Consider the following 18,341-nt stretch of genomic DNA (forward strand, 5'->3'; position numbering starts at 1 on the left):
TTTCCGTTCCATCGGGTGTCCACGGAAGTCCGCGGAAGGGCCGCGCCCGCTCCCCACGTCGGTTTCCCGCCAGGGTCTGCCCTGCGTCAGTCCCGGGCCGCCGTGTCCTGCCCTCCTCGCGCCACGGCTCGCCGGACAAAGAACGCCAGGCCCACGACGGCGGCCACCGCCACCACTGCGATGACAAGCCACAGGACGAGGCCGCCGTCGTTCGAGCCCGACGACGCCGGGGCCGCCGTCGCGGGGCCGCTGGCCGCCGCGCTCTGGGCACCCGTGCTCGCGGCCGCCGACCCGCTCGCCGCGGCCTTCGCGGTGAACGTGAAGGTGCCTTCGATGGGGTGCGAGTCGGCGGAGACCACCCGCCACACGACCGTGTAGACCCCGGCCGGTGCGCCCGGCTTGATCGGCTGGGTGACGTTGGTGTCCACGATGTTGGCGGGGCCGTTGGAGACGTTGGTCCCCGACGGATCCTTGACCTGGATCTCCGTGCCGATGGCAATCGGCGTGTGGTCGAAGGTCAGGACCACCGAGTCAGGCACCATCTGGACGGTGGAGCCGTCTGCCGGGTTCGTCGACTCGATGACGTCGTGGGCCTGGGCGGCCGCCGCTGCGGGAAGCAGCATGGCGGCTGCCAGGAGGGCCGCGGTCGCGGCCTTCCTCAGCACGGTGAGCGAGGGGGTGCGCATGGTTCCTCCTACTTTGTGGCCTTGCGGCGTCCGGTCAGGACAAGGGCCAGGGCCGCGGCGCCGAGGACCGCCCCGAGCGCTCCGAGACCCAGACCCCAGGCCCCGGTGACGTCGCCGGTCTGCGAGGCCGGGGCTGCCGTCGCCGGGCTCGCCCCGGTCTCGCCGGACGCAGTGGACGCGGTGGACGCGGTGGACGCGGTGGGCGCGGCCGAGGCCGTGGCGGAGTCCTTGGCGTCGTCGGCCGCGGTCGTGGTGAACGACGGCGCGGGGTGCTCAGGCTCGGCCTTGCCCTCCTGCGCCTCCTCGTCCCAGTTCACGACGGTGCCGTCGGTGTAGGTCTGGGCGGTCGGGAGGGTGACCTTGGTCCCGGCAGCGGGGAGGCGGCCGACGGAGAGGGAGAAGGCCTGGTACTGGTTCTGGCCGATCTGGTGGGCGTCGTCGTTCGCGGTCCAGACGACTTCGGTCGGGGCTTTGGTCACGGTCGCGCCGGCCACGGTGACGGGCTTGGGCAGGTCCGAGGTGACGACCTGCGCGGTCCAGCCCTCGACCGGCTTGACCGAGACGGAGGTGAACGGGGTGTCGGTGGGGAGCTTGACCTCGAGCTTGTTCGTCTTGGCCGCGGCCGACTCGTTGGGCATGTTGAACGTCAGGTGCGAGTAGCCGTTGGCGCCGGTGTCATCGGGGCTGACCGTGACGTGCGCGTTCGCGGCGGCCGCGCCGGCAACGATCAGCGCGGCGGTTGCGGTGACGGTGCCGATCGCCGTGGCGGCGCGGCGGAGGGTGTTCTTCATCATGGGCTTGGCCTTCGGGTGTGGTCCCACCGGCGCGCTCGCGCGGATGGGCAGGGGTGAGGGAGGCCCGCGGTCTGCGGGGTGTCGAACTGTGCCTCGAGCGGTCGGCTCAGGCGGCGCACGACGCCGGCGGACCGCGCAGCGCTGGCAGCCGCAGGCCGCGCTGGGGTCCAGGGGGGCTCTCTCGGGTGACGGCTGGCACCGTCGGCACCGGGTGGAGCAGGGGGAGGTCGAGGACCCGCACCAGAGGGCGGAGCCAGTCGCGCAGCGTCCAGAGGGCAGTCTCCCCCTTGGCCAGCAGCAGCGCCGTGGCCACCGTCGCGATGACGTGCGCAATGAGCATCGCCACGCTCTCGGCCTGCGCAGGGCCTCCAGCGCCGTGCGCGGTCGCGGTGCCGAGTACATGGACGTGCCCGGCGGTCGGGGCGTAGAGGGTAACGGTCCCCGAGGACTCCGAGAGGGTGGAGAACGCCTCGTGGAGGAACAGCTGCCCAGAGCCGAGCAGGGCCAGCATCGTCGTCGTCCGCACCCTGCGAGCGCACACCCAGACGGCTGGAAGGAGCGTCAGCGCGAAGAGCCCGGCGGCGATGAACGGATCGGGCAGGCGCCCGCCCGCCGCGGTATGGGCGGCGGCAGCGAGGACGAGGGTGGATCCGGCGACAAGCCCAGCTCGGGAGAGCCTGAACAGCGCACGCATCCCCGCACCGCCTTCCGTCCTGTGCCTCCGGGCCTGGGTCCCCCCCACTCTACGTACAGCCGGGCCTCTGCGGGCATCCGCACGCGGGGGTACTGGGCTTCGCTGGGAGTTTGCTGACAATATGTCCGTGAACCTTGATGCAGGCTGGGAGAACTGAGAGGCTCTCACCAGTCGGTTGACGGGTTTTGTAATCCAGTGTGAATCCCTCGCGATCCGACCGTACATGTCAGCGCTATTCTCCCCACCCAGGAGGGCACTTGATGAGGAAGATACTCACCGCAGCGGCCGCAGGTCTGCTCCTCGCCGGCGTCGCCACCACGCCAGCGTGGGCAGCACCCGGCCCGAACCCGCAGTCGGACCACTCCATTCAAGTCTGCGCGACGCCCCGCGCCGGCGACGCTGCGTGCCATGCGCGGCAGGCGGTGGACGCAAACGGCCACCCGATCGCCAACGCGACCACGCCGCCGTCGTCCGGTCTGACCCCCTCCCAGCTCAGGGACGCATACAAGCTCACTAGCGCGGCCTCGGGCGGCAAGACCGTGGCGATCGTGGATGCGTACGGCTACCCGAACCTTGAGGCGGACCTCGGCGTCTATCGAGCCCAATTCGGCCTGCCCGCGTGCACGACGGCCAACGGCTGCCTGAAGGTGATGAACCAGAACGGCGGCACGAGCCTTCCGCGGTTCAACACCGGCTGGGCGCAGGAGCAGTCGCTCGACGTCGACGCCGTCTCTGCCGCGTGCCCCGACTGCAAGATCGTGGTCCTCCAGGCCAATTCGGCATCGTTCGCCGACCTTGGCACTGCGGTGCAGACGGCCGCGAAGCTCCCCGGCGTCGCGGCGATCTCGAACTCGTACGGCGGCTCGGACGCGGCCGACTCGACCTACGGCAACTACTACAACTTCCCGGGCATCGCTGTGACGGCGAGCGCCGGCGACAACGGCTACAAGGGCGCCTCCTACCCGGCATCCTCGAGCTACGTCGTGGCGGTGGGTGGAACCTCGCTCAACTCAGCGCCGGGTACCTCCCGGGGCTGGAGCGAGTCGGTGTGGAGCGGGACCGGCTCAGGCTGCTCGAGCCTCAACGCGGCCCTTTCGGCGGCATCCTCGTCCAACACCGGCTGCGCCGGACGCGCGATGAACGATGTCTCCGCTGCCTCGGATCCGAGCAATGGCGGGCTCGCCGTGTACTACCCGACCTCGAAGACGTCCTCGACCTGGGGCCAGTTCGGCGGCACGAGTGAGGCCTCGCCGATCATCGCCTCGGTCTATGCGCAGAGCGGCAACACCGGCTCCGCCGCGACCGGAACGTACGCGAACTCGATCCCGTACGCCCACACGTCGAGCCTGTTCGACGTGACTTCCGGCAACAACGGCACCTGCCCGACCACCCAGTGGTGCACGGCCGGAGCCGGCTGGGACGGCCCCACCGGGGTCGGCACGCCGAACGGCACCGGGGGCTTCTAGCCCCAACGATGCCGGGTCACCTCCCCCGGATGCGGGGTCAGCAGCTCGGTGCTGCTGACCCCGCATCGTTGGAACGCGGGGGCTACAGTGCGGGATCGGGCACGACGCCGGCCGCTCGCCGCGCCGGGTGGTCGTCGGCAAGGCGCGGGCCGGCACCGAGGACCGTCTCAAAGCGGACGTGTCACGAATGTTCACAGGGCCTCAGGACTCAGCGCGCAGCCCGTCCTATCTGCTCCAAGGAGGACGCGCGCGCGGAGCAGAGCTCGTCAGAAGTCCGGGTTGCTCGGGATGATGAGCCCGGTCTCGTAGCCGTACACGACGGCCTGGACGCGGTCCCGCAGGTGCAGCTTGGTCAGGATCCGCCGCACGTGGCTCTTGACGGTCGCCTCGGAGAGGAAGAAGCGGTGCGCGATCTCGGCGTTGCTCAGGCCCTCGCAGATCGCCCGGAGCACCTCGAGCTCGCGCGGCGTGAGGTCTTTGAGGAGGGGGTCGAGCGCGGGGTCCGGCTCGGCAGGCCGGCCGGGCGACGCGCCGCGCACGTAGGTCTCGAGCAGGCGCTGGGTCACCCGGGGACTCACGACGGCGTCGCCGCTCGCCACGAGGCGCACTGCCTGGACGAGCTCGGCCGGAACAACGTCCTTGAGCAGGAATGCGGAGGCGCCGGCCTGAAGGCCCGCGAAGGCGTACTCGTCGAGATCGAAGGTCGTGAGGATGATGATCCGCGCCGCGGAGTGCTCGGCCGCGATGCGCCGGGTGGCCTCGATGCCGTCCATGACGGGCATCCGCACGTCCATGAGCACCACGTCCGGCGCGAGCGAGCGCGTGAGGCGCACCGCCTCCTCGCCGTTGCCGGCCTCGCCGACCACCTCGATCCCGTCCTCGGATTCGAGCACGAGCCGGAAGCCCATCCTCAGCAGCGGCTGATCGTCGACGAGGAGCAGGCGCAGTGGCGCGCCGCCGTGCGCCACCTCATGCGGTCGTCCGGCAGGGTCCGCCTCCATCCGATGCGTCTCGTCCATCAGCGGTCCCCCTCGATCCAGTGGAGTTCGGTCTCCACGACCCATCCTCCTCCTGGCCGCGGGCCGGCGTGGAGTTTCCCCCCGTACAGGGCGGCCCGTTCGCGCATCCCGGCGAGTCCCCCGCCGGTCCCGAGGCGAGGCTCCGCGCCGTCGTGCGCCCCGCCGTCGTTCTCGACCCGGATCCGCACGCGGCTGCCCTCCCGCTCCACCGTCACGTCGACCCTGCCGACGCTGCGCCCGTACCGCAGGGCATTGGTGAGGGACTCCTGGACGATCCGGTAGATGGCCAGCTGGAAGGCCGGATCGGGCGGCGGCGGCGCGCCGGTGAGAGTCAGCACCGCCGGCAGCCCCGCCGTTCGGAAACCGGCCACGAGCGCGTGCAGGCTCTCCATCCCTGGCGTGGGCGCGAGGCTGGTCCCGGGGTTCTCCCGCAGGACGCCGAGCACGCGCCGCATATCCGCGAGCGCCGTCCGGCCGGTCCGGGACAGCTCGCCGAGCACCTCCTGGGCCCGTTCCACGTCCTTGGGCGCGACCTTCGCGGCGCCGTCGCTCAGGGTGACCATGACCGTGAGGGAGTGCGCGACGACGTCGTGCATCTCCCGCGCGATCCGATTCCGCTCCTGGACCGAGGCGAGTTCGGCGCGGCGCATGGCCCAGGCCCTGACCTCGGCCTGGTGCTCGCGACTGCCCCGCACCCACGCGCCGAGACCGGCTGCGATGACGTCCATGAGCAGCACGGACACGGCCGCTACGAGGCCAACGTACCGGGCATTGGCAGAGATCTCGGGGCCGTGCGGCGTGTACACGAACGCGTAGTACACCGAGGCAGGGACGGAGGCGAGGAGGGCCGCGCCGAACGCGACCAGGGCCGGCGCCGCAACCGCCACGGAGTAGAGGGCGAAGAACATCGCCCCACTCATGACCGAGCTGTTCGGAGACTGGTACAGCAGGGCGGCATCGATCGCCACGGTGACGACAAGAACGGCCCAGGGCGAGCGCCGCCGGGCTCGCAGGGCGAGCTGTTGGACCGCGAGGAGCGCGAACCTCACCCAGTGGCCCTGTATCGCGAATTCGGCGAAGAGTGGAAGCGTCAGGAGGGTCGCGGCCGCGACGACGATCCAGTCCATCGCCACCGGGTGGTCGGCCAGGTACGCGCGAAGGCGGCCCCGCCGGGGCGGGGCCGCGAGCGCGAGGTTCTGCGCGGGCAGCGCTGGCACTTTCCCTCCTGGCCTGTCCGGTCTCCTAGACGTCCCGCTGCTTGAGCGTTGTGAAGGCCGCCGCGAGCAGCACGACCACATAGGCTCCGAGCACCAGCGTGCCCTGCCCGGGCTCGAGGAGGGCGGTGTTGAGCGGCGCACTCGAGCCAGTCTCCATCATGGCGTTGGCCGCGTTCGTGGGGAGGTACTTGCGTGCCTCCTTGAAGAAGTCGCCCGGGATGAGCTGGAAGATGATCGGCAGGACGAACAGGAGCGCAACGAGGATCACGATCCCCCCCGCCGAGTTCCGCAGGAGCGCGCCCAGCCCGAGGCCCATGAGCGCCACGGCAGCGACGTAGGCGGCACTCAGGAGCATGTGCCGCTGAACGTCCCAAGAGGCCATGTCGAGGTGGAGGTCATAGTTGCCGAGGATCGGCTGCGCCACGAGGCCGCCGAGGTACGCGCCCACGTAGGTCAGGACGAACCCGAGGACGACGGCGTACACAGCCTTCGCCGTCAGGACCGGCCAGCGCTTGGGTACTGCCGCGAAGGTGGCGCGGGACATGCCGGAGCTGAACTCCGCGCTGACCATGAGCACGGCCAGTGAGCCGATGATGAGCTGCGAGAACGAAACGCCGGCGCTCGGGAGCTGCGGGAGCAGGGAGGGCACGTCGATCGCCTCGCGCGGCCCCGTGGCGCCGCTGCGCTGGGCGTTGAGCGCCTGCCCGAACCCCCACGCCTGGAGCGCGGAGAAGCCGATCATCAGGGCGACTGCGCACAGCAGGAGGATGCGGGTCGAGAGGAGCGAGAAGAGCTTGATGCGCTCCGAGGTGAGGACGCGGACGAAGCTGGGGCCGGTCAGCACCGGCGCGGCCGCGGCGTGGGATGGCTGGACTGCGGTGCTCATCGGTTCGCCTCCTGGGTCTGGGTGGGCTCGAGACCCGAACCCGTGGGGTTGGATGCTGTGGGGTTGGATGCCGCCATAGGGGCCGCTCCGGCCTCCGCGGCGTGCTTGGCGGTCGTGTGGCCGGCGTCGGGCCGGTCGGACCGGTACTCCACGTCGTCCTTGGTGAGCTCGAGGTAGGCCTCCTCGAGGCTGGCCGTCAGTGGGGTGAGCTCGTAGACGAGCACCCCACTGCGCAGGGCCGTCTGCGCGATCTCGCGCGGCTCGAGCCCGGAGACCTCGAGAAGCTCCCGCTCCTTGGTCTGGATGCTCACTCCCTCCCGGGCGAGGAGCCCCGCGAGCTGCTCCGGGGCGTCGGTGCGGACGCGGGTCCGTGCCTGTCCCTGGCCGTTGAGGATGTCCGCGATGGGAGCGTCCGCGATGATCCTGCCGCGTCCGATGACGATGAGGTGGTCCGCGGTCTGGGACATCTCGCTCATGAGGTGGCTCGAGAGGAAGACCGTGCGGCCCTCGGACGCGAGGTACTTCACGAGGTTGCGGACCCACAGGACGCCCTCCGGGTCGAGCCCGTTGACGGGTTCGTCGAGGACCACGACCTGCGGGTCGCCCAGGAGCGCGGCGGCGATCCCGAGCCGCTGGCCCATACCGAGGGAGAAGCCCTTGACCTTCTTTCGGGCGACGGCGCCGAGTCCGGTCATCTCGATGACCTCGCTCACGCGGGAGTTCGGGATGCCGTGCGTTGCGGCGAGCGCGCGCAGGTGGGTGTAGGCGGTCCGACCAGGATGGACGGCGCGCGCCTCGAGGAGCGCGCCGATCTCGCGCAGCGGCGCCTGATGCTTGACGTAGGGCTCGCCGTTGACGGTCACGCTGCCGCGGGTGGGCGCGTCGAGGCCCATGATCATGCGCATCGTGGTGGACTTGCCGGCGCCATTGGGGCCGAGGAACCCGGTGACGCGGCCGGGCTGGACGGTGAACGTCACGCCGTCCACCGCCGTCTTGTCCCCGTAGACCTTGGCCAGGTCTTTTGCCTGGATCATTGTGCCTCCTGGTGGCTGTTGCAGGCGGCGGCAGGTCGCCGTCGCCCGTCTCTCCCCGCTGCTGCTTCCACGCTAGTTCGGCTCACGGTGCCCAGCGACGCCCGCTGGGATGATTTCGAGCGGGTGCCGCCTACGCCCCAAGGATGACAATTAATCAATTCGTCGGATAAACCCCTGTACTTCGTTGTCCCCACGGGCTAGCGTTGTCTTGGGATCCTCGCGAGATTGCCCTATTCCCCAGCAAGATGACTGACCGAAGCCCGACAGGCGCATGGTGCGACCGGCGGACGGTCACTCGTGAGAAAGAAGAAATCCGATGCCTATCCTTCGTTCACCGCGGCTCCTCGCGGCCCTTGCAGCCTGCGCCCTCGTCACTGGAGCGTCTGCGGCCCCTGCCCTCGCCGACTCCGGACACACCGTCACCAACACCGTCACCCAGCACGGGACGTGGACGGAGTACGGAGACCACGACTTCTGCACCGGCGAGACCATCAACCCCACCATCACGGGCAACTCCGTCATGCACGTCACGTACTTCCCGGGCGGAGACGAAGCATGGGGAACGTTCACGACCGAGGGAACCGCCACCTTCGTCCAGCCCTCGACCCAGCTGGACTTCAGCGGCCGGGTCACGGTGTGGGGCAACTTCACATGAACAACCGCAACTCGAACAGCACGTTCACCGCGAACTTCAAGGCCTCCGCAGTGGACTCGGCGGGCGTCACCCACTATGAGACGGGCCACGAGACGTTCCACATCGGCTTCAACGCGGTCGATCCCGGCACCCCGATCGTCATCGTCGACAAGATGAACGTGACCTGCAGCTGACTCGCGGGTGGACGGCGGCGCCACGGGGCCGCCGTCCCACTGCCCGTCCCCGGGATTTGCACAGCCTCCGCATAGCCCGGGCCCATAGTCTTCTCCCCGTGAATCGCCGAACCCTCGTGATCAACAGCGCCCTCGGGGCCGCTGCTCTCCTCCTGAGCGGGGGAATCTGGGCGACCGTGTCCGCAACCGCCCGTCCGGCGAGCACCGTGAGCAGCCGGACTACGCCCGTCGCACGCGCCTCGCTCCAGCAGACGGCAACCGCCTCGGGCAACGTCTCCTCGACCACGACCACAAGCGTCGGTGCAGGCAACTGCTCGGGCGCCGTCACCGCAGTGAAGGTCACGGTCGGACAGGCGGTCAAGGCCGGCGACGTCCTCGTTGACCTCGACCCCACCAACGCGCAGAACGCCGTGGACACAGCGCAGGCAGCGCTCGACGCCGCGAGCGCCCAGTCCGGCCAGCAGGCGTCCCAGCTCTCGAATGCGGTGGCCCAGGCCCAGCAGCAGCTCGTGAACGCGCGCCAGACCCAGTCGCTCGACTCCCAGCAGCAGGCCGCCTCGGTGGCCGCAGCGCAGAAGCAGGTCGACGCCGACCAGGCCACCGTCACCCAGGACCAGGCCACAGCGTCCGCGAGCCCGACGAGCACGCAGGCCGCCAACGCGCTCACAGCGGCCCAGACCCAGCTCACCAAGGACCAGCAGTCCCTCACCCAGGCCCAGAACCAGCAGGCGTCCTCGGCCCTGAAGGACCAGCAGCAGACGGCCTCCGCGGGCGTCTCACTCACGTCGGCGCAGAACTCGCAGGCCAACGCCGCCCCCGGGAACACGACGAGTGCCCAGATCGCTCTCACGACGGCCCAGAAGAACCTCACGGACTGCACGGTCAAAGCGCCCTCCGATGGCACGGTGACGGCGGTCGGCGCGGTCGTGGGGGCCACAGCGGCCTCGGGCGGGTCGTCCTCGTCCGGCTCCTCGGGAGGCTCCGCGGGTTCCGGCGGTTCAGCCGGCTCAGGCTCGTCGGGATCGAGCGGTTCGAGCGCGTCGTCGTCCTCCGCGGGAGGGCTCGTGACGCTCACCGACAGCGGGCACCTCCAGGTGGTCGCGGCGTTCTCGGAGTCGGATGTCGCGGCGATGAAGGCCGGCCAGACGGCCACGCTCACGTTCCCGGCGCTCAAGGCCGACGCCGGTGCCGCGCCCGTGACCGGCGCAGTCACCTCGATCGCTGCGACGTCGACGACGACGAACGGCGTCGTGACCTATAGCGTGACGGTCTCGATTGCCAACCCACCCGCCGCGGTCCGCCTCGGCGAGACGGCCAACTTTGCCGTCACGACGGCGTCCGCGGACAATGCGCTCGTGGTGCCCACCCTCGCGATCACCACGACGGGCACCCGGCAGACCGTCACCGTCCAGCGCAACGGGACCGAGGCACCCGTGGTCGTGACGACGGGCGTCACCGCCAACGGCCGCACGCAGGTCCTCACGGGCCTCAGCGAGGGCGACGAGATCGTCCTTCCGAGCGTCACCGGCAGCACCGACACATCGACCCAGAACCCCCGCGGACTCCTCGGCGGCGGGACCGGCGGCGGTGGCACGGGCGGGTTCGGCGGGGCCGGGACCGGCGGTTCCGGGGGAAACGGCGGAACCCGAGGGGGCACGGGTGGCACAGGCAACTCCAGCACGGGCAGGTAGGCCTGGCGTGGGTTTCGACGCGGGTCAGCCCGGCTTCGCTCAGGCACCGGGACCCCGCCCGGTCATCGCCCTGAACAGCATCCGCAAGGTCTACGGCCAGGGCGAAGCGGAGGTCCGTGCGCTCGACGGCGTGAACCTGACCATCCAGCGCGGCGAGTTCGTGGCGATCGTAGGCGCCTCGGGCTCGGGGAAGTCGACGATGATGAACATCATCGGATGCCTCGACGCGCCGAGCACCGGCCAGTACCTCATGGACGGGATCCAGACCGGCGAGCTCGACGAGTACCAGCTCGCACAGATCCGCAACCGCAAGATCGGCTTCGTGTTCCAGAGCTTCAACCTCATCCCCCGCACACGCGCCGTCGACAACGTGGCCATGCCGCTCGCGTACCGCAAGGTGCACCGCCGCGAACGCCACGAGCTCGCGCTCGAGGCCCTCGACGCCGTCGGCCTCTCCTCCCGCGCCGGGCACCTGCCCTCGCAGCTCTCAGGCGGGCAGCAGCAGCGCGTTGCGATCGCGCGCGCCCTCGTCGGCCAGCCGGTCCTCCTCCCTCGCGGACGAGCCGACGGGCGCCCTCGACACCCGCTCCTCGCACGAGATCCTCGACCTGTTCGCGGAGCTGCACTCCCGCGGCCGCACGATCGTGATGATCACCCACGAGCCCGAAGTCGCTGCCCGCGCCGACCGCGTGGTGCGCATGCAGGACGGCCGCATCATCGAGGACTCCGTCTGGGCGTCCGTAGGACCGACGGAATCGGCAGTGGGCGGTGCCGCATGATCGCCGAGTCCATCCGGTTCGCCCTCTCGGGCATCGCGGCGAACAAGATGCGCTCCGTCCTGACCACGCTGGGCATCGTGATCGGCATCAGCGCCGTCATCACCCTCCTCGCGGTCGGCGCCGGTACCTCGAACCTGATCAAGGACCAGATCGGCAAGCTCGGCACCAACGTGCTGACCGTCAATCGCGCCGTCGCCACCGGCGGCCGGACCACGGGCGGCAGTGCGACGGCGACCCGCACCCGCTCGACGTCGCTCACCATTGCAGACCAGCAGTCGCTCGGGGATCCCGTGCTTGCGCCGGACGTAGCGACTGCCGCACCGGTGGTCCAGGCGCAGTCCGTGACGGCCACGCTGGGCTCCTCGACGCACTCGATCTCCTCGGCGCTGGGGACCTCGCCCTCGTACTTCGGGATCACGGCGTTCACGGCCGCGGCGGGCCGCGTGCTCGACGACGCCGATGCGGGCCAACGTGCCGTGGTGCTCGGCAACAGCGTGGCCGCGGACCTCGCGCAGAACGTCGCCTCCCTCGTGGGTCAGACCGTCTCCCTCAACAACCAGGACTTCACGGTGGTCGGTGTCCTCGCGCCGAAGGGCACGAGCGGCCTCAACGACCCCGATGACGTGGCTATGGTCCCGATCGACACCGCGCAGGGCACCTTCACGGGCTACACGCAGAGCCTGTCCTCGATCGCCGTTCAGGCCAAGAGCGCTGACGTCATGACCGAGGCGCAGAACGAGATCCAGCAGATCCTCGATGCTCGTCATCAGGTCACGAGCGACACCCGCGACTACCAGGTCCGCAACCAGGCCCAGGTGCTCTCGACGGCCACGTCCACGACGCAGACCCTCACGATCCTGCTCAGCGCCGTGGCCGGCATCAGCCTCCTCGTCGGCGGGATCGGCGTCATGAACATCATGCTCGTGACCGTCACCGAGCGCACGCGCGAGATCGGCATCCGCAAGGCGATCGGAGCGACGCGGGGCAACATCGTCCTGCAGTTCCTCGTCGAGTCCCTCATCATCTCGACGCTCGGCGGCATCGTGGGGATCCTCATCGGCTTCGGCGCCTCGAGCTTCCAGCTCTTCGGCATCCGTCCCGAAGTCCAGTGGTGGACCGTGTGGCTGAGCGTGGCCGTGTCCGCCGGGATCGGCCTCGTGTTCGGGATCTACCCGGCCAACAAGGCCGCCAAGCTCCGCCCCATCGACGCCCTCCGCTACGAATAGAGCACCCATGCGCGACCACACCCCAGACGCCACCGCCCCGACCGAGCGGATCACCACCGCGGGCCCCACGTCCCCGGTTCCGACGTCCCCGGTTCCCGCGGCCGGCGTCCCCCAAGGCAACGCCCCGCTGGCGCCAGTCCCCCCAGCCATGGCCGCACCCGCCGCCGTGCCGTGGGGCAGCCCGGCACCCACTGAGCCGGTCGACCTCCTGGGCACCCGCGAGGATGCCGTGCCGTGGGGCAGCCCGATGGCGAACCGCCGTGGCGAGGTCCCCCACGAGGGGCCCGTCGCCGCGGACGGCCTGCTCCCGGCAGGACCGGCCCTTTCCGCGGACTCGGTCGACGAGCCGTTTGTCCCCGCCCCACGCTGGCGCGCCGGCAGGCTCACGAAGGTGCTCGTGGCGGTGTGCCTCATCCTGGCTGGCGGCCTGGGCGGGGCGGCCCTGCAGAAAGCCGTGGATGTGCGCTCCGGGGTGAGCGGGCGCGTGGGCCAGACCCAGTTCGGCACGGGGACGCAGAACGGAACGGGCGTCGGACAGACGGGCACCGGTGAGAACGGCGGCGGGACCGGCGGCAGGAACCGCGCCTCGCAGTCACAGGGCGCCGCGCAGTCCTCGCCGCCCACGGCGGCGTCGGGCGCTCCGTCGGGCGCGCCGACACCGTAGCCGCACCGAGAGGCTACCGCCCCCCGGCCGCTCCCCTGCCGGCGAGTAGGCCGTCAGCGGCGCAAGGGGGTCCACGCTAACCGCGGACTTCGGCGGGCGCGCCCTCCTTGCGGGTCACACCAGCGAGCGCGAGGGCCACCAGGATGGGCACAAGGATCACGAGGAGCGCGTGGCGCAGGCCCAATTGGTCGCCGAGGAATCCGAGGAACGGCGGCCCTGCAAGGAAAGCAATGTAGCCGATGGTGGAGACCACCGCCACGCGTGCGGCCGCCTTCCGCGGGTCGTCCGCGGCTGCGGACATCCCCATCGGGAACGCGAGCGCCGCTCCAAGGCCCCAGAGCACCGCGCCCACGGCCGAGAGCCAATACGTGCCTGCCAAGGAATATGTTGTGAGTCCGATCGCCGCGGAGACCATGCTGATCCGGAGGGCGGCAACCCTCCCGATCCGGTCGATCACGCGGCCGCCGAACCAGCGCGCGAGGGTCATTGCACCGACGAACACTGCGAACAGCCCGGCACCTGCGGACTCGCTCGAACCGAGCCCGTCCACCGCACCCTTGGAGATCCAGTCATTGCCCGCACCCTCGGTGAGGGTCGCGCCAAGCACAACGACTCCGATCAGCACCGTGCGCGGGTGCCGCCAGGCGTCGAGCATGTTGGGCTTGGGCCCACTGGCCTCGGGAACAGGGGTCGCAGCGCCGGCGAGCTGGTCAGGCGAGCCTCCAGCCTCGGGCGCGTGCCCGGCGTCGTGCGGAAGGAAGTACCGCGGAACCACCGCGATGATCACCACGACGACCACCATGATCCCGAACAGGTGCAGTGGCAGCGCCACACCCGCCGCGCTCAGGCCCGCACCGACGAGCGCTCCGAGCACGGCGCCGCCGCTGAACGCCGCGTGGAGCTTGGGCATGATCGTGCGGCCGAGCCGGTGCTCGACGTCCGCGCCCCCGATGTTCTGCGCGACGTCCCAGAACGCGACCCCCGAGCCGAAGAGCACCATCCCGACCGTCACGACCCACACGGACTGGATCAGCAGGCCAGAGGCGATCACGGCGCCGGCCACGACTGCCATGGTCCCCCCGAACCGGACCGTGGCCTTGAGCCCGATCCGGTCCACGACTGCTCCCGTCAGCGGAAGCGACACGAGCGAGCCGATGGCACCCACGAGGAGCACGGCCCCCATCTGCCCCGTCGAGAGCCCGAGCGTTTCCGTGACGGACGGGATACGCGCGGCCCAGCTCGCGAAGATGAAGCCGTTCGTGCCGAAGACGATGAAGATCGCAAGGGCCGCGACGCTGACGGCGTCGCGGGACATGATGCGGGTACTCATGGCGCCGCCACGCAGATCCCGTGGTGGGTGGAGGTGATGGTGGATCGCATGGGTCTACTCAATCACCATTTGGCGCGCCGCATCAGATCACGCCGCAAATCGATGGAGATAATCTCGCACAGCCAAAGTACTTTTCTAGCTACTTATCTAGTAAAGTAGTTGCATGTTCTCAGCCAGCCCCACCGCCCCCACGGACTACGTCGACGGCGTCCGCAGCCAGTGGAACCGACTCTTCCCGGGACTGGACACGGGCGCCGTGGACATCGTCGGGCGGATCAACCGCATCTCCCAGATCATCCAGCTCCGCAGCGACGCCGTGCTGGCCGCCAACCGCATCACGAGGGCCGAGTTCGACATGCTCTCGCTGCTGGCCCGCGCCGCGAGGCCGATGGCCCCTACCGAGCTCGCCGCAGAGCTGCTCATCTCCGGACCCGGCACCACCAAGAGGATCAAGAAGCTCGTGGACGCCGGACTCGCGGAACGTGAGGCCAATCCGTTCGACGGCCGCGGCACCCTCATCCGCCTCACCCCTCACGCGGCCAGCGTGCTTCGGCCCATCCTGGAAGACGTCCTCAGGCTCGAGGAGAGCCTGATCTCCGCCTTGGACCCCGCGGCTGCCAGCGCCCTGGCTGGGCACCTGCGCGCCCTGCTCTCGAGCCTCGAGCCGCAGTCCGGCGGTTCCTGAAGCCGGCCGCACCGACCCTCATTTTCCCCATACCCAGCGACGCACAGGAGGCGCCCCTCAGCCGTGAAACAGCATGCCCGAGAGTTCTTCCACCTTCCCCCCGCCCGCGGCCATCGCATCCCCGCACTCCGCGTCGCCGCAGGCATCGTCATCCCCCTGATCGCCCTCGTCCTCCTGGGCAGGGCGGATCTGACGATCTACGCGGTGTTCGGGGCGCTCACGGGCGTCTACGGGCGGATGGAGCCGCATTGGCTCAGGCTCAAGCACCAGACGTACGCAGGGATCCTCATGTGTGCCAGCGTGGCCGGCGGCGTCGCCCTCGCCGCGGCGCACGCGTCGGCGTGGGCGGTCACCGGGCTGGCCACGATCCTCGCCGGGGTGCTCTCGGTGGTCTCCGACCGCCTCAGCCTGCGCCCGAGCGGCCCGTTCTTCTATCTCTTCGCCTTCACCGCGAGCGCGTCCGTCCCGTTCGACGGCCAGCTCTGGGAGGCGGCCACGACGGCTGCGGCGAGCGTCGCCGTCGCGCTTCTCATCGGGTTCGCGGGTCGCCTGCGTGCGCACCGCCACCACCCCGACCGCGGACTGCTCGAGGACCCGCACGCCCCGTGGCCCAGAATGCTCCGGCACGCGGGCCGGTACGTTGCGGCCATGGGCCTCGCCGGTTCGCTCGCGACCGCGCTCGGGCTCGGCCACTCCTACTGGGCCATGATCGCGGCGGCGGCCCCGATCGCCGCGGCGGACGCCACGCGCGGGCTGGTCCGGGCCGTGCACCGCGTGGTGGGCACCTACGGCGGGGTGGCGCTCACCGCTGGCCTGCTCACGCTGCACTGGGCCGCGCTGCCCTTGGCGGTGCTCCTCGCGGGCCTGCAGTTCATCGGCGAGGTCTTCGTTATCCGCCACTACAGCATCGCCCTCGTGTTCATGACGCCGGTTGCCCTCATGATGACCGGGTTCGTCGCAGCGAGCCCCTCCCAAGGGCTTGTGGCCGATCGCGCAGTTGAAACCACGATCGGCGCGGCCATCGCCTTTGCCGTCATCCTGCTCACCACCAGTCACAGTGGGGCCGGCGGAGTCTCAAGCTCCCCCGCGCGCGTGCTGGCTGAGCACGGTCCACGAGCCTCTGACGCTGGCTGACTCGCCATGTGATGAGAACCGCAGGTGCTCAGCCAGCCGCCTTCACGAGGAAGTTCTTCAGCAGTGGACCCGAGACCGTAGCGCCGAGACCGCCCTCGTCGACGAACACCGCGACCGCGAGGTCGCCGTGCGTGCCGATGATCCACGCGTGGGTCTTGAGCGGAGTGTCCGAGCCGAACTCCGCCGTGCCCGTCTTGGCGCCTACCGGAGCGCCTGGCACGTCGGCGAGGAACCCCGCGTGGCCGCTCGTCACGACGGCACGCATCATGTCCTGCAGCGTCGCGGCCTCCGCGGCATTGAGCGGGGGGCCGGCCTGCGCCGTCGGGCTCGCGGACGCTGCGGGTGCGGACGACGCCGCACCGCCGGTCGCGCTGGAAGCAGCCCCCGCCGTCGTGCTCCCGGCAGACGCCGAGGCGGCCGGTGACGCTGTCCCGGATGGCGATGCGCCCGCCGTCGTGCCCGTCTGGCCGTTGAGCACGAGCTGCGCCGAGACCAGCGAGCCCTTCGCGACGGAGCCGGCCATGATCGCGGCGGCCAGGGGGGAGAAGAGGATCTTGCCCTGGCCGATCATCGAGGCCGCGTGCTCGGTGCTGCCGGCGTCGCCGGGCACGGAGCCGAGGAACGCGGGGACGCCGAGCCTCGGCGCGTCGACGGCCACGCCGAGGGAGGTTGCCGCCGATTCGAGCTGGGCCTGGGAGAGCTTGTCCCGCAGCGAGATGAAGGCGGTGTTGCACGAGTGCGCGTAGGCGTCGCGCAGTGTGATGTTGCCGAGCGACGACTCGGGGTATCCCGTGGCGTTCTGGAACGTCTTGCCGTCCACGACGAGCGTGGACGTGCAGTCCACGCGGGTATCCACGGTGCCGCCCTGGCGGAGGAGCGCGAGGGAGTCTACGGTCTTGAAGATCGAGCCGGGAGCATACTGGCCGAGCATCGCGGTGTTGTACCCGTTGCCGCCCGGGCCGGATGCGACGGCGAGCAGGGCGCCGTCGGAGGGGCGCAGCGCGACGATGGCCGAGGCCGGGGCGACGCCCGCGAGCTCGTCTTCGGCGATCTGCTGGAGCTTGGGGTCGATGGTGGTCTTGAGTGGCGTGCCGGGGACGGGCGCCTTGTCGAAGAGCGTGCGACGGGCGGCCGGGTTCGCCTTGAGCTTCTCGGCCGTGAGGTCCGCGGGCTGGGCGTAGACGGTGACACCGTCGAGGCCGCGCAGCTGGGAATCGTACTGGGCCTGGAGGCCGCTCGAACCGGTCGTGTCGCCGTCCTGCACCGCCCCGCCGGAGTTCTTGACCTGTTCCGCCGTGGCCGCTCCGACGGCGCCGAGGACGGGCCGGGCGAACGTCCGCGTCGGGGCCAAGGGCATCGTGTCCTTGACAGTGATGGCGCCGGGTACCGCGGCGATCTGCTCGTCGGTGGGCGTCCTGCTGGCCTCGTCGCGGAGCGTGATCGCCTCGACGAATGCCTTCTCGGCGGCGCCCGCGACCTGCTTCGCGTACTCACCGGGATCGGTCTTCACCAGGTCCGCGAGCTTCGCCGCCGAGTCCGCCTGCTGATCCGCGGCGACCTTCGTCTTGTCGATGCCTACGCGCACCACGGGTCGCGCTGTGACGAGCTTCGCGTCCCCCGCGCCGAGGATGTCCGCGCGCGGCGGCGCCTGCGTCGCGAGGGTGAGGACCTCGGTCTCGGCGAGCTGCGGCGCGAGGAGGTCCGGCTTCCATTGGGTGAGCCATCGGTCCCCGCTCCTGATGAGCTGCGCCGTCGTGGTGTACGTCCAGTCCTGCCCGCCGAGCTTCCAGTCGAAGTTCAGGGCGACGTCAGCCTTGTCGCCGTCCAGCTTCGGCTCCCCGGCGGTGACGGCGGGCTTGACCTCGCCGATGCCCTTGAGGGCGGTCTCGAGCTGCTGCTGCGCGGCCACCGGCTCTTTGCCCTGCATCGGCACGCCGCTGACGTCCCGTGCAGCGAAGGCAGAGGCGAGCTGGCTGCCGGCCTGCTTCGCGGCAGCTTGGCGGCCGTCATCGCACGAGGTGAGTGCCGCGCCCATGAGGGCGGCGGCAAGGACCAGAGAGACCACTCGGAATTTCCCCACGGGCACAGCCTATGCGGTCGCCGGATGTGGGCTCGGACGCGGGGCTCGAACACAAGGACAGTGCATGTGCTCCCGCCCGGTTGATGAGTTCCAGGCCCCCGTATGCACGGTATGTCGCCGCGCGGCGC

The 18,341-nt window shown here is 70.5% G+C and carries 17 protein-coding genes; 8 read left to right on the plus strand and 9 right to left on the minus strand.

Going from position 1 to position 18,341, the window contains the following annotated elements:
* Positions 1 to 86: 86 nt before the first annotated feature.
* From RBS60_RS16250 to RBS60_RS16260, 3 genes are all read right to left on the minus strand, one after another.
* Positions 87 to 686: a copper resistance protein CopC gene (locus RBS60_RS16250; protein ID WP_307958637.1), complete on the minus strand. Its 600-nt coding sequence runs from the start codon at positions 684 to 686 to the stop codon at positions 87 to 89.
* 8 nt (positions 687 to 694) lie between these two features.
* On the minus strand, positions 695 to 1,477 hold the full coding sequence (locus tag RBS60_RS16255; RefSeq protein WP_307958707.1) for a YcnI family protein: 783 nt from the start codon (positions 1,475 to 1,477) through the stop codon (positions 695 to 697).
* A gap of 109 nt (positions 1,478 to 1,586) precedes the next feature.
* Entirely contained in the window at positions 1,587 to 2,174 is a 588-nt protein-coding gene (locus RBS60_RS16260) for a hypothetical protein (RefSeq protein ID WP_307958638.1), read from the minus strand.
* 260 nt (positions 2,175 to 2,434) lie between these two features.
* Here RBS60_RS16260 and RBS60_RS16265 point away from each other — a divergent pair, with 260 nt between their 5' ends.
* Entirely contained in the window at positions 2,435 to 3,640 is a 1,206-nt protein-coding gene (locus RBS60_RS16265; protein WP_307958639.1) for a hypothetical protein, read from the plus strand.
* Between the two features lie 266 nt (positions 3,641 to 3,906).
* Here the strand turns inward: RBS60_RS16265 and RBS60_RS16270 are convergent, their stop codons facing one another.
* The 4 genes from RBS60_RS16270 to RBS60_RS16285 are packed head-to-tail and all read right to left on the minus strand — an operon-like array spanning position 3,907 to position 7,796.
* A complete protein-coding gene (locus RBS60_RS16270; protein WP_307958708.1) occupies positions 3,907 to 4,641 on the minus strand; it encodes a response regulator transcription factor in 735 nt (244 codons plus the stop codon).
* A gap of 17 nt (positions 4,642 to 4,658) precedes the next feature.
* Positions 4,659 to 5,876 carry a sensor histidine kinase gene (locus RBS60_RS16275; RefSeq protein WP_307958640.1) on the minus strand — a complete coding sequence of 406 codons (1,218 nt, stop codon included), beginning with the start codon at positions 5,874 to 5,876 and terminating at the stop codon, positions 4,659 to 4,661.
* Positions 5,877 to 5,901: 25 nt separating this feature from the next.
* Positions 5,902 to 6,762, minus strand: a complete 861-nt coding sequence (locus RBS60_RS16280; protein WP_307958641.1) for an ABC transporter permease — start codon at positions 6,760 to 6,762, stop codon at positions 5,902 to 5,904.
* Positions 6,759 to 7,796 carry an ABC transporter ATP-binding protein gene (locus tag RBS60_RS16285; protein ID WP_307958642.1) on the minus strand — a complete coding sequence of 346 codons (1,038 nt, stop codon included), beginning with the start codon at positions 7,794 to 7,796 and terminating at the stop codon, positions 6,759 to 6,761. Before RBS60_RS16285 ends, RBS60_RS16280 begins: the two co-directional genes overlap by 4 nt.
* A gap of 316 nt (positions 7,797 to 8,112) precedes the next feature.
* On the opposite strand from RBS60_RS16285, the gene RBS60_RS16290 reads away from it, so the two are divergent.
* From RBS60_RS16290 to RBS60_RS16310, 5 genes are all read left to right on the plus strand, one after another.
* Complete coding sequence (locus RBS60_RS16290; protein WP_307958643.1) at positions 8,113 to 8,451, plus strand: hypothetical protein; 339 nt, start codon at positions 8,113 to 8,115, stop codon at positions 8,449 to 8,451.
* Positions 8,448 to 8,624, plus strand: a complete 177-nt coding sequence (locus RBS60_RS16295; protein WP_307958644.1) for a hypothetical protein — start codon at positions 8,448 to 8,450, stop codon at positions 8,622 to 8,624. The genes RBS60_RS16290 and RBS60_RS16295 overlap by 4 nt, the downstream gene beginning before the upstream one ends.
* Before the next feature lie 98 nt (positions 8,625 to 8,722).
* Positions 8,723 to 10,315 (plus strand): biotin/lipoyl-binding protein, encoded by a 1,593-nt coding sequence (locus RBS60_RS16300; RefSeq protein ID WP_307958645.1) that lies wholly within the window; start codon positions 8,723 to 8,725, stop codon positions 10,313 to 10,315.
* Positions 10,316 to 10,322: 7 nt separating this feature from the next.
* On the plus strand, positions 10,323 to 12,320 hold the full coding sequence (locus tag RBS60_RS16305) for an ABC transporter permease (protein WP_307958646.1): 1,998 nt from the start codon (positions 10,323 to 10,325) through the stop codon (positions 12,318 to 12,320).
* A 7-nt stretch (positions 12,321 to 12,327) separates the two neighbouring features.
* Complete coding sequence (locus RBS60_RS16310; RefSeq protein ID WP_307958647.1) at positions 12,328 to 12,984, plus strand: hypothetical protein; 657 nt, start codon at positions 12,328 to 12,330, stop codon at positions 12,982 to 12,984.
* 76 nt (positions 12,985 to 13,060) lie between these two features.
* On the opposite strand, the gene RBS60_RS16315 is transcribed toward RBS60_RS16310, so the two are convergent.
* Positions 13,061 to 14,314 carry an MFS transporter gene (locus RBS60_RS16315; protein WP_307958648.1) on the minus strand — a complete coding sequence of 418 codons (1,254 nt, stop codon included), beginning with the start codon at positions 14,312 to 14,314 and terminating at the stop codon, positions 13,061 to 13,063.
* Between the two features lie 163 nt (positions 14,315 to 14,477).
* Between RBS60_RS16315 and RBS60_RS16320 the strand changes: the two genes are divergently transcribed.
* Together RBS60_RS16320 and RBS60_RS16325 are read left to right on the plus strand one after the other, a co-directional pair.
* Positions 14,478 to 14,999: a MarR family transcriptional regulator gene (locus RBS60_RS16320; protein ID WP_307958649.1), complete on the plus strand. Its 522-nt coding sequence runs from the start codon at positions 14,478 to 14,480 to the stop codon at positions 14,997 to 14,999.
* 63 nt (positions 15,000 to 15,062) lie between these two features.
* Positions 15,063 to 16,133 (plus strand): FUSC family protein, encoded by a 1,071-nt coding sequence (locus tag RBS60_RS16325; RefSeq protein ID WP_307958650.1) that lies wholly within the window; start codon positions 15,063 to 15,065, stop codon positions 16,131 to 16,133.
* Positions 16,134 to 16,161: 28 nt separating this feature from the next.
* Here RBS60_RS16325 and RBS60_RS16330 read toward each other — a convergent pair whose 3' ends face one another.
* Complete coding sequence (locus RBS60_RS16330) at positions 16,162 to 18,213, minus strand: penicillin-binding transpeptidase domain-containing protein (RefSeq protein ID WP_307958651.1); 2,052 nt, start codon at positions 18,211 to 18,213, stop codon at positions 16,162 to 16,164.
* Positions 18,214 to 18,341 lie beyond the last annotated feature (128 nt).

It is taken from the genome of Sinomonas sp. ASV486, from assembly GCF_030908215.1.
GTDB classification, from domain to species: Bacteria; Actinomycetota; Actinomycetes; order Actinomycetales; family Micrococcaceae; genus Sinomonas; species Sinomonas puerhi.

Coding starts and splice junctions, on each gene's coding strand:
- RBS60_RS16285 (WP_307958642.1), bottom strand. CDS start 7,796: ATGATCCAGGCAAAAGACCTGGCCAAGGTCTACGGGGACAAGACGGCG.
- RBS60_RS16265 (WP_307958639.1), top strand. CDS start 2,435: ATGAGGAAGATACTCACCGCAGCGGCCGCAGGTCTGCTCCTCGCCGGC.
- RBS60_RS16260 (WP_307958638.1), bottom strand. CDS start 2,174: ATGCGTGCGCTGTTCAGGCTCTCCCGAGCTGGGCTTGTCGCCGGATCC.
- RBS60_RS16280 (WP_307958641.1), bottom strand. CDS start 6,762: ATGAGCACCGCAGTCCAGCCATCCCACGCCGCGGCCGCGCCGGTGCTG.
- RBS60_RS16295 (WP_307958644.1), top strand. CDS start 8,448: ATGAACAACCGCAACTCGAACAGCACGTTCACCGCGAACTTCAAGGCC.
- RBS60_RS16320 (WP_307958649.1), top strand. CDS start 14,478: ATGTTCTCAGCCAGCCCCACCGCCCCCACGGACTACGTCGACGGCGTC.
- RBS60_RS16270 (WP_307958708.1), bottom strand. CDS start 4,641: ATGGAGGCGGACCCTGCCGGACGACCGCATGAGGTGGCGCACGGCGGC.
- RBS60_RS16250 (WP_307958637.1), bottom strand. CDS start 686: ATGCGCACCCCCTCGCTCACCGTGCTGAGGAAGGCCGCGACCGCGGCC.
- RBS60_RS16290 (WP_307958643.1), top strand. CDS start 8,113: ATGCCTATCCTTCGTTCACCGCGGCTCCTCGCGGCCCTTGCAGCCTGC.
- RBS60_RS16310 (WP_307958647.1), top strand. CDS start 12,328: ATGCGCGACCACACCCCAGACGCCACCGCCCCGACCGAGCGGATCACC.
- RBS60_RS16315 (WP_307958648.1), bottom strand. CDS start 14,314: ATGAGTACCCGCATCATGTCCCGCGACGCCGTCAGCGTCGCGGCCCTT.
- RBS60_RS16255 (WP_307958707.1), bottom strand. CDS start 1,477: ATGAAGAACACCCTCCGCCGCGCCGCCACGGCGATCGGCACCGTCACC.